Below are 12,845 nucleotides of genomic sequence, written 5' to 3' on the forward strand. Positions count from 1 at the left end.
TTTTTCATTTAAATACCGGGCGGCGCCTCCCCCCCGTTGCCGCGCGCGGCGTACATTTTGGCCTTTGGGGGCCGGGGGGGGGCACCCCCGCCCGCCGTGGGGGCGCGTCCCCGCGGGCGCCGGCCAGGGGTTTGGCTGCCAGCATTCGCAGATGCTCGACCACTGGTTCCGCGGCACGCCCGGCCTCAAGGTCGCGGTGACCAGCAATGCACGCACGACCTATGGCCTGCTGCGGTCGGCGATCGAAGATCCGGATCCGGTGGTGGTGCTCGAACCGCGTGTGCTTTACGCCGAGCGCGAGGAATACGAATTCGACCGCAACTACCGCATTCCGCTCGGCCAGGCCGAGATCGCGCGGCCCGGCAGCGACGTGACGCTCGTCACCTGCGGCGCGATGCGGCGGGTGGCGCTCGCGGCAGCGGAAACCAGCCACGCCAATATCGAGGTCGTCGACCTTCTGACGCTGTGGCCATGGGACCGCCGGAGTGTTGCCGAATCGGTTGCGCGCACAGGCCGCCTAGTGACACTCGAGGAGGCGCCGGCCGGCAGCGGCTGGGGCGGCGATGTCGTCTCGTCGATCGCCATCGAAGCGTTCGGCCGGCTGAAGGCGCCGCCGCATCGTATCACTCTTCCCGAAGCGCCCGTACCTTATAGCGGCGCGCTGGAAGCCCGTTTCCTGCCGAGCCCGGCCTATGTGGCCGAGCAGATCGCGACGCTTGTCTCGACCAACAAGCCACCCCTGCCGTGGTGGAGGAACGCAGCATGACGCTCTCCAATTCGAATGTGCCGATCGTGCGGCGCGAGGCCTTGAAGAACAGGCTGGAGCAGCTCACGCGCATGGTCGAGATCCGCGCGGTCGAGGAGCGCATCCAGAAACTCTTCGCCGAAGGACATGTCCGCGGCAGCACACATCTTGCCTGTGGACAGGAGGCCGTCTCGGTCGGCATCGCGCGCTCGATCGATCCCGACGACATCGTGACCTGCACCTATCGCGGCCATGGCCACGCGTTGGCGCTCGGCGTGTCGCCAACGGCGGTTATCGGCGAGATCTGCGGCCGCGTCATCGGTTGCGCCGGTGGCCTCGGCGGTTCCATGCATCTGGTCGAGCCAGAGGTCGGGCTGCTGCCGACCGCCGCCATTGTCGGCGCCGGCCTGCCGATCGCCTGCGGCGCGGCGATGGCGGCACGCGCCCGCGGCAAGGACCGCATCGCCGTATCCATTTTCGGCGACGGCTCGGCCAATATCGGCGCCTTCCACGAGTCGCTCAATTTCGCGGCGATCCGCAAGCTGCCGGTGGTCTTCGTCTGCGAGAACAATCTCTACGGCGAATACACCCGTATCCAGCTGTCGACCCCGGTCGAGGACATCGCCATACGTGCAGCGAGCTACAATATGCCGGGCGTCGTCGCCGACGGGCAGGATGTCGACAAGGTGGCGGAGGCGATGGCGACCGCCGTCGCCCGCGCCCGCCGCGGCGAAGGGCCGACACTGATCGAAATGAAGACCTATCGCTATTCCGGCCATTCACGTTCGGACCCGGCGACCTATCGGCCGGCCGGCGAGCTCGATGCCTGGCTGAAGCGTGACCCGATCGACATCCTGGCAGAGCGGCTGGCCGGCGAAAAAATATTGGCGCCGGGCGGTCTCGACCAGCTTAAGGCCGACATAAGCGATGCCGTGGAGCGGGCGACAATGGAGGTGCTGGACTCACCGGCGCCGGATCTCGGCGAAATCCTGGCGCATGTCGGCGCCCATTCGGCTGGAGGGGACCAGAGATGGAATTTCTGGTCGAAATAGAGGTAAATTTCCCGCCCGACGGCGACCCCCTGCAAAAGGCGGAGCTGATCGCGGCAGAAGGCCGTCGCGCCAAGGCACTGGCCGCGGCCGGCATCGTGCGCCGGCTGTGGCGTCAGCCGGGCCGATGGGCGAATTTCGGCATCTGGGAGGCGCCGGACGCGACCGCGCTGCATGAGGCGATCGCGTCGCTGCCGTTCTACCCCTGGCTGAAGGTGGTGGTGCGGCCGCTGGCAGCGCATCCTTCTGATCCGGGCCGAAGCTGACGAAGGTTCAGCAGCGTGATCACGTCTCCCCCCGCAACAGGCATCGACGGTCCGTTCTACGAGGATCTCCGCATCGGCGACCGCTTCGACGGAGCGCCGGTGATGCGGCTGAGCGATGGCCTTGCCGCTGCCCACCATGCAATCGTCGGCGGCAGGCTGAGGCTGGCCTTCGATGCGGCACTGTCGGCATCCGTGACCGGACTAAAGCAGCCTTTTGCCGCGCCGGCGCTGGTCTGGGACGTGGCGATCGGCCAGTCGACGCTGGTGACGCAGCGGGCGATCGCCAACCTCTTCTACCGCGGTCTGATCTTTCGCCGGGCGCCGGCGATCGGCGACAGTTTGAAGACCGTTACCACCATCATCGGGCTGCGGTCCGCCGCCGCCAGGCCGGGGCGTGCGTCGCGCGGCCTGGTCACCATGCGGATCGCCACCAGCGATCAGGAGGACCGACCGGTACTCGATTTCTGCCGGTGCGCGCTACTACCGGCCAGACAGGCAGGGGATGGTGCCGCGCAGGGCGAAACCGATCCGCCGCGATCCGAGTTCATGGGAGCGCCGGCGGCGATCGGCGGATGGAACCTCGACGCTTACCGCAAGGCGGTGCCTGGCCCGCATTTCAACGATCTCAGCGCCGGCACCATCCATCGCCTTGCCGGCGGCGATGTGGTGAGCAGCGCGCCGGAGCTGGCGCGGCTGACGATGAACCTGGCGACGATCCACCATGACCGCACCCAGACGGGGCAGCGCCTCGTCTATGGCGGCCATACGATCGGGCTGGCAGCGGCACAGTTGACCCGTGCACTGCCGTCGCTGGTAACCATTTTGGGCTGGCAGGACTGCGATCATCTGGGGCCGGTGCACGAGGGCGACACGCTGCACTCCGAAATCGGCATCGGGCACTGCGAGCCTCTGCCCGGCGGCGGTGGGCTGGTGCATTTGCGCTCACTGGTGCGGGCGACCGCTTCCGATGGCGGGATTTCCGACGTGCTCGACTGGCGATCAGTGGGGCTGTTCGCATGAGCGGCGGCATTCTCGCCGGCCTTAGCATCGTCGAGGGCTCGGCCTTCGTGGCGGCACCGCTTGGCGGCATGACGCTGGCACAATTGGGGGCCGACGTGATCCGCTACGACCAGATCGGCGGTGGGCTCGACCATGGCCGGTGGCCAGTGGCGGACAACGGCCAGAGCCTGTTCTGGGCCGGCATGAACAAGGGCAAGCGTTCGATCCAGATCAACCTGCAGTCGCCCGAAGGGCAGGACGTCGTGGCCAGTCTGATCGCGAGACCGGGGCCGGGCAACGGCATCTTCCTGACCAATTTTGCGGCGCGCGGCGCCCTCTCCTACGAGGCCCTGAAGCACCGGCGCAACGACGTCATCATGATCGCGCTGACCGGCAACAATGATGGAACCAGCGAGGTCGACTATACCGTCAACGCGGCAACCGGCTTTGCCGAAATCACCGGCGCGCGCGGCGCCACGGAGCCTACCAATAGCGTGCTGCCGGCCTGGGACATCGCGATGGGCGAGATGGCGGCGGTGGGCGTGCTTGCCGCCGACCGCCACCGCAGCCGCACCGGCAACGGGTCATTGGTGAAACTGGCGCTATCGGACGTAGCGCTGGCCATGACCGGCAATCTCGGTCGGCTGGCGCAGGCCGAACTTGGAGGCAGTGCCGAAAAGGACGGCAACTATCTCTATGGTGCGTTCGGGCGGGATTTCCTCACCGCCGACGACCGCCGCGTCATGGTGATGGCGCTGACCGGCCGGCAATGGGCCGTACTGCTGCAGGCGACCGGGCTGGACACGGCAAAGCTCGCGGCAACAAGCGGCGCCGACCTCGACAGCGAAGGCGGGCGTTATGCGGCGCGCGAGGCGATCGCCGCCCTACTGGCGCCGTGGTTTTCGGCACGGAGCTTCGCCGACGTGCGGCGCAGCTTCACGGCATCCGGCGTCTCGTGGGGGCCTTACCAGACATTCCGGCAATTGTTGGTCGAGGATCCGCGCTGCTCGACGGACAACCCGATGTTCGCAAAGGTCGATCACCCCGGTCTCGGATCGCTGCTGACGCCGACTTCGCCACTGGATTTCTCCTCGGTGGAACGGCTTCCTGCAGTCCGCGCGCCCGTACTTGGCGAGCACACCGACGAGATCCTGACCGAACTGGGGTTGAGCGACGGCGAGATCGGAAGCCTGCACGACCGCGGCATCGTCGCCGGTCCGGCGACGGCTTGAGCCGCGAAGGCTTTAGCGCAATTCCAGGAAAGGTGTGAAACGGTTTTCCGTCCGGAATTGCGTAGAAACAAAGAGATAGAGCGGTTCGGCGTTTCCGTGAAACGATGAACCGCTTTAGCGAGGCGGCGGCGCCACGGATTCGCGGTAAACCAGCTTCGGCGGGATATCGATGACGACATCCTGCGGTTCGCGCCCCTGGATCATGGCTTCGAGCTCGACGACGGCGCGCGCGCCCATTTCGGCGAGCGGGGTAATGATGGCGGTCAGCGGCGGCGCGGTAAAGATGGCGTCCTCGCCGTCGAGCGTGACCACCGAAAGATCGTCCGGCACGCGCACGCCGCGCACACGGGCCGCCGCCAGCGCACCGATGCCGACCAGCATGTTGAAGGCGAAGACGCCGGTCGGGCGTTGCGCCTCATCGAGCAGCCTGTGCAAGGCATCGTAGCCACCGCGGCGCGAGACCGGGCCGGCAATTTCGACGACGGCTGGCAGGCCGGCAGCCTGGCAGACTTCGACGAAGCCATGGCGCCGGCGTCGCGAGGTGTCGAGTTCGGGCAACGCGCCGATGAAGCCGAGGCGCCGATGGCCGGCCTCGATCAGGGTCTGCGCGGCAAGCCGTCCCGAAGCCTGGTCGTCGACGGTGACGCTGCGGCCGATGCTGGAACGGCGGTTGACGAAGACGTGCGGCACCGGATTGTTCTCGATGGCAGCGATCATCTCGCTGGTTTCGGCGCTGACGGCGATGATCAGCCCGTCGATGCGGCGTTCGCTGACCAACCGCATATAGGCGGCGGCGGAGGTGCGCTCGTCCGCAACCTCGGCAATGAGCATGACGTAGCCGGACCGTTCGGCCTGGCGCATCGCACCATGCACCGTCTCGGCATAGATTGGATTGGTGAGGTCGGGCAGCAGAATGCCGAGTGCGCCGGTGCGCTGGGTGCGCAGGTTGCGAGCAAGCGCATGTGGGCGATAGTTGACCCGGCTTGCCTCGTCGATGATTGCTTGGCGCGTCTGCGGCCGCACGCTGATGCCGCCGTCGTTGAGCACCTTGGAAACGGTGGAAACGTCGACGCCGACAGTGCGGGCAATGTCCTTCAGCGTGGCGCGCCCCGGCGGGCTGATTGGCTTCAAAGGCTTCAGCCCTTTCCGTACATGGCGAGCAGTTGCGCGTCGGGCGCATAGCGGTAGCAGCGCGAGGTCAAGCCGCCATCGACGGCCAGCGACTGGCCGGTGACGAACGAGGCCTCGGACGAAATCAGCCACGAGACGGCGGCCGCGATCTCCTCCGGCTCGCCGATGCGCTCGAGCGGATGCTGAATCGACATTTCCTTTTCAGCCACCGCGCTGTCGGGGCTGTCGCGGATCACGCGTTGCACCAGCGCCGTACGGACGGCGCCGGGCGCGACCGCATTGGCGCGGATGCCGATCGGCCCGTATTCGACCGCGATATAGCGGGTCAGCGCATCGATGCCGGCCTTGGCCACATCATAGGCCGCCCACATGTTGAAGGCCGAGCGGCCATGCACCGAGGAGACATTGACGATCGAACCGGTCGCCCGGTCTCGAACCCACGTCCGGATGGCTTCGGACGAGCCCCAGAAATGCGACATCAGGTTGACGGCGAACAAACGCTCGACCTCGGGCTCATTGGGTTCATGCAGATTGCCCATCAAGGCGATGCCGACATTGTTGACCCATCCGCGCAACGGCGCGAGTTGTTCCGCCGCCTCGCGGGCGGCTTTCAGCACCGAGCGGTCGGATGCGTCGCCGCACACCGCATGATGGCCGTTGCCAAGCGTCTTGCCAAGCGCCTCGGCTGCCGCCCGGTCAAGTTCGAGGCCGACGACATTCCAGCCGTCGGCGGCCAATCGGATCGCTATGGCGCGTCCTATGCCGTCGCCCGCACCTGTCACGACAACGCTTCCCAGGCTCATCGACGACCTCCCTGTCGGTTCGGGCTTCGGATGCGCTGGAAGGCCGCCATTCAGTCGCCTGGCACATTGTTGTTTGCCAGCGTGTAGAGGCCGTGCGCGACAGCTGTCAAGCGCCTGCGCCCGAGACAATTTTCACCCATAGAGCACGGCATCGATAACACGACGTGTTTGTTCAAGCAATCGTTTGAGCGATCATTAAGCAATCGATTGACTATTTAGATCGCCGGATGCAATCTGCCGTCCGGACCGATGCAGTCCCGTCGGCAGAACAAAGAAGAAACTGGGGAGTGAGACATGAGCGGAAAAGAGCAGACGGATCACCCGCGGCCCGGCGAAAACGCCGCCGTGGATACAGGCGGCCTGACGCGCCGCGACCTGATGCAGCGCGCCGGCATGCTGGGCCTGGCAACGGCGTTTGGAGGACTTGGCGGCACCGTGCCGCTCTACGCCGCCGGTTTCGACATGAAGAAGTTCGCCGGCACCAAAATCAATATCCTGATGACCGGCGATGAGAACGACCATCGCGCGCTCGCCGACATGATGCCGAAATTCGTCGAGGAGACCGGCATGGAACTGGAGATCACCTCGCCGGCACTCGGCGCGCTGATCGAAAAGACATTGCAGAACCTCAAGGCAGACAAATCCTCGTTCGAATTGATCGAGTATCTTGGGTTCCTGACGACCCAGCAGGTCGGCGGCGGCTATTACGAGCAGCTCAACGCCTATATCGACGATCCCGCAAAAACGCCGCCGGACTGGGATTTCGCCGATCTCATCCCGGCGGCGATGAAGAATGTCGGCATTTTCGACATGGCCTCCGGCACGGTTGGCAAAGGCAAGGACGTCTACGGCATACCCGGCCTGCATTCCGGGTCGGTCATCTATTTCTATCGCAAGGACCTGTTCGACGCGGCAGGCCTGCAGCCGGCCAAGACCTGGGACGAGTTCAAGGCTGCCGCCGAGAAGCTCAACACCGACGACGTGGCCGGTTGCTCCTTCATCGGCGCCAACGATTTCTCGCTCGCCGCGGTCGACTGGTACACTCGCTTCATCACCACTGGCGGCGTGCTGATGACCGGCAGCGCCAAGGAGAAGAATTTTAAGCCGCAGGTCAATTCCAAGGAAGGCATCGGCGCCTTGCAGATGCTGATCGACCTGCTGCCCTATGCGCCGAAGAATGTAACCAAATACGGCTTTGCCGAAAACGTCGACGGCTTCTCCACCGGCAAGATCGCGCAGATGATCTTCTGGTCTACAATTGCCGGGCCGATCCTGAACAGCGAGAATTCCATGGTCGCCGAGACCACCGCGACCACCCCGGTTCCTTCCGGCGACGGCAAGTCGCCGCGGGCAATCCAAGGCGGCTGGGGGGTCGGCATCCCGAAGAATATCGACCCGGCGAAGAAGGACGCCGCCTGGCTGGCGCTGACCTGGATCACCAGCAAGGCGGTGAACCGCTATTCCATCGAGAAATACAACATCGATGCGAACCGCACCTCGGCTTTCACAGATCCCGAGCTGGTGGCGAAGTTCCCCTACCTCAAGGACGCGCTGACGGCGATCGAGACGGCCGACACCATACCGACGTCGCTGATCCCGGAATTCTTTCAACTCAACGATGTCATGAACGTCGAGTTCAACGCGGCGCTGATCGGCACGCAAGATGCCAAGACTGCCTGTGAAAAAGTGCAGACCCAGTGGGAGGCGATCTTGCGGAAGGCAGGCCACCTTGCCTGATCGGTGCCCGCGCGGATCGCTGTGGATGTGATTTTCGATGAGCCTTGCGACAACCGCCGCCACCCAGACGAAATTCGTCTTCGGCACACGTGACGAGCCGGGGAGAGCCGTGTGGCTGCTCCTCGGCCCCTGCCTGCTTTACCTGATCGTCTTCAGCATTTATCCGCTGTTCCACAGCCTGCGCCTGTCGCTTACAGATTTGACCGCCGCGACCGGCACCGGCAATTTCGTCGGCCTCGCCAATTACCGTGCCCTGCTGGTCGATCCGCTGTTTTGGAACGCCGCCATGAACAGCGCCATCATGGTGTTTTTCTCGGTTTCCATCCAGGTCGTGCTCGGCGTCGCACTGGCGATGTTCTTCAACCTGCAGCTGAAGGGCGCCTGGATCGTGCGCGGCATCCTGTTGCTGCCGATGCTGATGACGCCGATCATCGTCGGGGTGATGTGGCGCGCCCTGCTCAATCCGGACTGGGGGCTGGTCAACTGGGCGATAAAGCAGATCGGACTGACGCCACCCGACTGGCTGGGCTCGGTCGGCATGTCGATGGTGACGGTGATCCTCGTCGACTGCTGGCAATGGACGCCATTCGTCTTCATCATCGTCTTTGCGCGCCTGCAGGCGCTGTCGCAGGATGTCTTCGAAGCCGCCCAGGTCGACGGCGCCGGCCCATTCGTCACCTTCCGGCGCATCACGCTGCCGATGCTGACGCCGGCCATCGTCTTCGCCGCCGTGTTCCGCGCCGTCGATGCTTTCCGTTCGTTCGACCTGATCTACGGGCTGAGCTATGGCGGGCCAGCGCGCAGCACGACGACGCTGTCCTTTTTCTCGTTCCAGAACGGCTTCCAGTTCCAGAATTACGGCTATGCCGCGGCGGTCGCCTACATGATGCTTTTGATCCTCGCCGTCGGCACGACAGTGATGCTCAGATACGTCCAGATCCGGCCCGGGAACTCGCGATGAAGACCCGCCCGGGCCGGGTCATCGCCTACCTCTTCCTCATCGTGCTCGGCATCTTCGGCGCCGCGCCCTTCCTCTATCTGGCGGTGCTGTCGACCAAGAAGCGCATCGAGATCCTGGCGCAGGTGCCACCGACGCTCAACCTCAACTGGACGCAGATCGTCAAGAACTACAATGAGGTGCTGTTCAGCCAGGGGATGCTGGCCTTCACCCTCAACTCCATCATCGTGGTCGGCATCGCAACCGCAGCCGCGATTCTGATCGGCACGCCGGCGGCCTATGCGTTTTCAAGGCTGCGCTTCAAGCATAGCGAGCAGCTGGCAAGCACCATCCTGTCGATGCGCTTCATGCCGCCGATCGCTGTCGCCATTCCGCTGTTTCTGATGGTCAAGACGGCCGGCCTGCAGGACAGTTATCCGGGCCTGGTCCTGCCCTATATCGCCTTTTCGCTGCCGCTCGTGGTGTGGATCATGATCGGCTTCTTCGACGAAATCCCGAGCGAGATCGATGAAGCGGCGATGATCGACGGCTGCACGCGCGTCGGTGTGCTGTGGCACGTCATGCTGCCGATCGTGCGGCCGGGCCTGGTGACGGCAGCGCTGTTCGGCGCGCTGTTCATCTGGAACGAGTTCCTGGTCGCACTCTACGTCATCGACAGCCGTGCCTTCCAGACCATATCGCTGGGTGCCGCGACCCTGGTCAGCGCGCAGCGACCGATCGACTGGAACATCGCCGCGACGGTCGGCGTCGTCACCGTCATCCCGATCCTCCTCTTCTCGCTTTTCGTCCAGCGCTACATCGTGCGCGGACTAACCGCAGGGGCCGTGAAATGAAGAACGATCTTTCGCCGGAACTGGTGACGGACAATCTCGGATGGCCGGAAGGGCCGACCGTGATGCCGGACGGCAGCCTGGTCTTCGTCGAAAGCTACCGCAGCCAGCTGACCATTGTCGGCAAGGACGACAAGGCAAGGCAATTCGCCTATGTCACCGGCGCGCCGAACTCCTGCGTGCTTGGCTCCGACGGCGCGCTCTATGTCTGCCAGAACGGCGGCACCGTCGGTCCGTGGCGCGCGCCTGAGATGACCGTGCCATCGATCCAGCGGGTGCGGCCGGGCGCCGGGCCGGAAATTCTGGTGACCGAGGTCGAGGGCGTCAAACTCAATGGCCCGAACGATCTGGTCTTTGCGCCGGATGGTACGCTGGTCTGGACCGACCCCGGCACCTATAATCCCGCCAGTCCCGACCCGAGCTACATTTTTGCGCTGGCACCGGACGGCAAGGCGACAATCAAGGTGGCCTTCCCAGAACCGGTGTTTCCGAACGGCATCGTCGTCGAGGCCGACGGCTCGATCGTCTGGGACGAATCTTACACCGGCCGTGTCAGGCGACTGAAGGGCGACGGCAGCATCGAGGATCTCGGCCGCATGCCGGGGGATAACCCGATCCTCGACGGCATGACGATCGCCGCCGACGGTTCGCTGCTGGTCACGGATCTGGTCGGCGGCGGCATCCATGTCGTCGCCCGCGACGGCGCCATCAAGGGCTTCATCAAGTGCGGCGGCGCGCCGACCAATCTCGCCTTCGATGGCGAGACGCTGTGGGTGACCGACGCCAGCGTGCTGGCATCGAGCGACAAACCGTCCTATGCCGGGCGCCTGTGGCGGCTGAAAGTGCCGGGCGGCGGCGCCCCGACCTACAAAGGCACGATCAAAATGGCAGCGGAGGCGGGCGCATGAGCCCGCGCGAACCGTTTCCCGGACTTTCCTATCAAGGCAAGGTCGCCTTCATCACCGGCGGCGGCTCGGGCATAGGCCGCGAGACGGCGCTGACACTGGCCGATCTCGGCGCCGATGTCGCCATCCTCGACTGGACCGCGGGCGCTGCTGCAGACACCGCCAGGCAGGTCAAGCACATCGGTCGGAAAGCGATCGCCTTCGAAGGCGATGCCGGTCATGAGAAGACCGTCGCCGATGCCTTTGCGGCGACGCGCAAGCAGCTTGGCGAAATCGATGTCGCCGTGGCCTGTGCCGGCGTGCTCGGCGTCGGCGGGCCGGTGTTCGAGACCTCGGTCGAGGATTTCGAGCAGGTGATGGGCGTCAACGTGCGAGGCTCATTCCTGGTGGTGCGCGAGGCGGCCAAGGGCATGCGCAAGCAAAAGAGCGGCGCCATCGTGCTGCTCTCCAGCCTCGATGGGCTGCAGGCCGAGCACGGCATGTTCTCCTACTGCGTGTCGAAGGGAGCGCTGCTCAACCTTGCCCGCGCGGCGGCGCTCGACCTGGCGCGGGACCGGGTCACGGTCAATTGCGTCTGCCCGAGCGTGACCCATACGCCGCTGCTGGCCGGACGGCTGGCAGCGCTGCCGAATGGTGACGAGATCCTCGCCTCCTACGCCGAGCGGCATCCGCTCGGCCGGGTGCTGACACCGCGTGACATAGCAGCGGCGATTGCGTTCGTTGCCTCGCCCATAGCCAATGGCATTACAGGCGCTGCCATTCCGGTCGATGCAGGCATCGGTGCCACATGGGACAATTTTCGCGACCCGGCCTGGATCAAGGGCTGATCTTGACATCCGGAATCTGAGGTCTTCGGTATCAAACAGGCCCGCAGCGCCCACGACAAGGGACGTCATGGTCGTTTGGAGTAGATGGGCGCCGGGAGCAATCCGGCCGACGCAGTCCAGGAATCGCCTGCCTGGAAAATATCACGCAAACTGATGCAATCTGATGGTAGGGCTGATGGCGCCTGCGGATGCGCCAACTACCACTGGCAGATGAAGGCTTGCCATCGATCGAAAAAGGGGATGCTCTGATGCACCCAGGTCGACGCTGGCAGAATACGATCGCGGTTTTTGCCGCGCACGGTTTTTCGCCGCGATCGTCGTGGGAGGAGGAGTTCGGTTCAAATGGGAGGAAATCAAATGCTGACGAGGCTAAGACTGCTTGTACTTGGCTTGGTGGTGGCGCTGGCCATTCCGGCCGCGGCACAGGCCAAGACATTCTACTGGATTTCGCATGGCGGCCCGGCCGATCCGGTCTGGACCTACTTCCTTGCCGGCGCCAAGCAATGGGCGACGGACACCGGCAATACCGTCAACACCTCGTTCCACAATGGTGACGTGGCGTCGCAGCAGGAAGCCGTTCGCGCCGCAATCGCCGCCAAGGCCGACGGCATCACCACCACCAGCCCCGATCCGGGCAGCCTTGTCGAGATCGTCAAGGAAGCGCGGGCGGCGAACATCCCGATCATCAACTTCAACACGCCCGACCCGAAGGCGGATTTCAACGCCTATGTCGGCGGCGACAACGTCACCTTCGGCAAGCATTGGGCGCAGTATCTGGTCGACAAGGGCCTAGTGAAGAAGGGCGACTTCGTCTGGATGCCGGTCGAAATTCCCGGCGCCACCTATGGCGTCCAGGAAGAGGAAGGCATCAAGAGCGTCTTCGAGCCGCTCGGCATCACTTATGAAATCACCGAAGCGACGCTCGACCAGGCCGAAGTGATCAACCGCATGGTCGATTACCTCACCGCCAACAGGGCCAAGGTCAAGGCGGTCATCGGTCTCGGCGACCTTGTCACCGGTTCGATCAAGCGAGTGTTCGACCAGGTCGGCGTCAAGCCGGGCGAAATCCCGGTTGTCGGCTGGGGCAACTCGCTCGATACCACCCAGGAAGTGCTGAACGGCTACGTCAATGCCGGCCAGTGGCAGGATCCGCAGGCGACCAGCTACGTCGCGCTCTCGCTCGCCAACATGGCGGCGAGCGGCATTCCGCCCGGCTTCGACGTGATCACCGGCGCGCTGTACGAGAAGGACACCGCGGCAGTCTACGACAAGATCCTGTCCGGCAAATAAATCCGCGATCGAGTTGGTCACGGCCGCTCCGGCGGCCGTGACTGTCTCATCAATCCGCCGAAGCCGGTTGCCG

13 protein-coding genes are annotated in these 12,845 nt (G+C 64.6%); 11 read left to right on the plus strand and 2 right to left on the minus strand.

From position 1 onward, the window contains the following. The first annotated feature begins 64 nt into the window (after positions 1-64). The 5 genes from NKH71_RS28445 to NKH71_RS28465 are packed head-to-tail and all read left to right on the plus strand — an operon-like array spanning position 65 to position 4,291. Positions 65-766, plus strand: coding sequence for an alpha-ketoacid dehydrogenase subunit beta (locus tag NKH71_RS28445; RefSeq protein ID WP_352895544.1), 702 nt, complete (start codon positions 65-67; stop codon positions 764-766). Continuing rightward, a complete protein-coding gene (locus NKH71_RS28450; protein ID WP_352494006.1) occupies positions 763-1,797 on the plus strand; it encodes a thiamine pyrophosphate-dependent dehydrogenase E1 component subunit alpha in 1,035 nt (344 codons plus the stop codon). Before NKH71_RS28445 ends, NKH71_RS28450 begins: the two co-directional genes overlap by 4 nt. Beyond that, positions 1,776-2,060, plus strand: coding sequence for a muconolactone Delta-isomerase family protein (locus tag NKH71_RS28455; RefSeq protein WP_352895545.1), 285 nt, complete (start codon positions 1,776-1,778; stop codon positions 2,058-2,060). The genes NKH71_RS28450 and NKH71_RS28455 overlap by 22 nt, the downstream gene beginning before the upstream one ends. Positions 2,061-2,075: 15 nt before the next feature. Continuing rightward, the gene (locus NKH71_RS28460) at positions 2,076-3,080 is read left to right on the plus strand and encodes a MaoC family dehydratase (protein WP_352895546.1); all 1,005 of its coding nucleotides are present in this window, start codon (positions 2,076-2,078) and stop codon (positions 3,078-3,080) included. Beyond that, positions 3,077-4,291, plus strand: coding sequence for a CoA transferase (locus NKH71_RS28465; RefSeq protein ID WP_031193340.1), 1,215 nt, complete (start codon positions 3,077-3,079; stop codon positions 4,289-4,291). The genes NKH71_RS28460 and NKH71_RS28465 overlap by 4 nt, the downstream gene beginning before the upstream one ends. A 114-nt stretch (positions 4,292-4,405) precedes the next feature. On the opposite strand, the gene NKH71_RS28470 is transcribed toward NKH71_RS28465, so the two are convergent. Both NKH71_RS28470 and NKH71_RS28475 read right to left on the minus strand, forming a co-directional pair. Next, a complete protein-coding gene (locus tag NKH71_RS28470) occupies positions 4,406-5,422 on the minus strand; it encodes a LacI family DNA-binding transcriptional regulator (RefSeq protein WP_352484090.1) in 1,017 nt (338 codons plus the stop codon). A gap of 5 nt (positions 5,423-5,427) precedes the next feature. After that, positions 5,428-6,225, minus strand: coding sequence for an SDR family NAD(P)-dependent oxidoreductase (locus NKH71_RS28475; RefSeq protein ID WP_023716813.1), 798 nt, complete (start codon positions 6,223-6,225; stop codon positions 5,428-5,430). A 294-nt stretch (positions 6,226-6,519) separates the two neighbouring features. Between NKH71_RS28475 and NKH71_RS28480 the strand changes: the two genes are divergently transcribed. The 6 genes from NKH71_RS28480 (at position 6,520) to NKH71_RS28505 (ending at position 12,772) form a co-directional block, all read left to right on the plus strand. Then, positions 6,520-7,962 carry an extracellular solute-binding protein gene (locus NKH71_RS28480; RefSeq protein WP_023716812.1) on the plus strand — a complete coding sequence of 481 codons (1,443 nt, stop codon included), beginning with the start codon at positions 6,520-6,522 and terminating at the stop codon, positions 7,960-7,962. A gap of 37 nt (positions 7,963-7,999) precedes the next feature. Continuing rightward, the gene (locus tag NKH71_RS28485; protein ID WP_352484091.1) at positions 8,000-8,923 is read left to right on the plus strand and encodes a carbohydrate ABC transporter permease; all 924 of its coding nucleotides are present in this window, start codon (positions 8,000-8,002) and stop codon (positions 8,921-8,923) included. Next, the gene (locus NKH71_RS28490; protein WP_352895547.1) at positions 8,920-9,753 is read left to right on the plus strand and encodes a carbohydrate ABC transporter permease; all 834 of its coding nucleotides are present in this window, start codon (positions 8,920-8,922) and stop codon (positions 9,751-9,753) included. The genes NKH71_RS28485 and NKH71_RS28490 overlap by 4 nt, the downstream gene beginning before the upstream one ends. Then, positions 9,750-10,658 carry an SMP-30/gluconolactonase/LRE family protein gene (locus NKH71_RS28495; protein ID WP_352515634.1) on the plus strand — a complete coding sequence of 303 codons (909 nt, stop codon included), beginning with the start codon at positions 9,750-9,752 and terminating at the stop codon, positions 10,656-10,658. The genes NKH71_RS28490 and NKH71_RS28495 overlap by 4 nt, the downstream gene beginning before the upstream one ends. Beyond that, positions 10,655-11,482 carry an SDR family NAD(P)-dependent oxidoreductase gene (locus NKH71_RS28500; protein WP_352588911.1) on the plus strand — a complete coding sequence of 276 codons (828 nt, stop codon included), beginning with the start codon at positions 10,655-10,657 and terminating at the stop codon, positions 11,480-11,482. Before NKH71_RS28495 ends, NKH71_RS28500 begins: the two co-directional genes overlap by 4 nt. 357 nt (positions 11,483-11,839) lie before the next feature. Then, entirely contained in the window at positions 11,840-12,772 is a 933-nt protein-coding gene (locus NKH71_RS28505) for a substrate-binding domain-containing protein (RefSeq protein ID WP_023716807.1), read from the plus strand. The last annotated feature ends 73 nt before the right edge of the window (positions 12,773-12,845 follow it).

This window comes from Mesorhizobium sp. M0983, from assembly GCF_040318975.1.
In the GTDB taxonomy this organism is placed as follows: Bacteria; Pseudomonadota; Alphaproteobacteria; order Rhizobiales; family Rhizobiaceae; genus Mesorhizobium.

Bases quoted from the DNA above. Each gene is read 5' to 3' on its own strand.
- NKH71_RS28450 (WP_352494006.1), top strand. From the start codon at position 763: ATGACGCTCTCCAATTCGAATGTGCCGATCGTGCGGCGCGAGGCCTTG.
- NKH71_RS28455 (WP_352895545.1), top strand. From the start codon at position 1,776: ATGGAATTTCTGGTCGAAATAGAGGTAAATTTCCCGCCCGACGGCGAC.
- NKH71_RS28465 (WP_031193340.1), top strand. From the start codon at position 3,077: ATGAGCGGCGGCATTCTCGCCGGCCTTAGCATCGTCGAGGGCTCGGCC.
- NKH71_RS28475 (WP_023716813.1), bottom strand. From the start codon at position 6,225: ATGAGCCTGGGAAGCGTTGTCGTGACAGGTGCGGGCGACGGCATAGGA.
- NKH71_RS28480 (WP_023716812.1), top strand. From the start codon at position 6,520: ATGAGCGGAAAAGAGCAGACGGATCACCCGCGGCCCGGCGAAAACGCC.
- NKH71_RS28485 (WP_352484091.1), top strand. From the start codon at position 8,000: ATGAGCCTTGCGACAACCGCCGCCACCCAGACGAAATTCGTCTTCGGC.
- NKH71_RS28490 (WP_352895547.1), top strand. From the start codon at position 8,920: ATGAAGACCCGCCCGGGCCGGGTCATCGCCTACCTCTTCCTCATCGTG.
- NKH71_RS28495 (WP_352515634.1), top strand. From the start codon at position 9,750: ATGAAGAACGATCTTTCGCCGGAACTGGTGACGGACAATCTCGGATGG.
- NKH71_RS28500 (WP_352588911.1), top strand. From the start codon at position 10,655: ATGAGCCCGCGCGAACCGTTTCCCGGACTTTCCTATCAAGGCAAGGTC.
- NKH71_RS28505 (WP_023716807.1), top strand. From the start codon at position 11,840: ATGCTGACGAGGCTAAGACTGCTTGTACTTGGCTTGGTGGTGGCGCTG.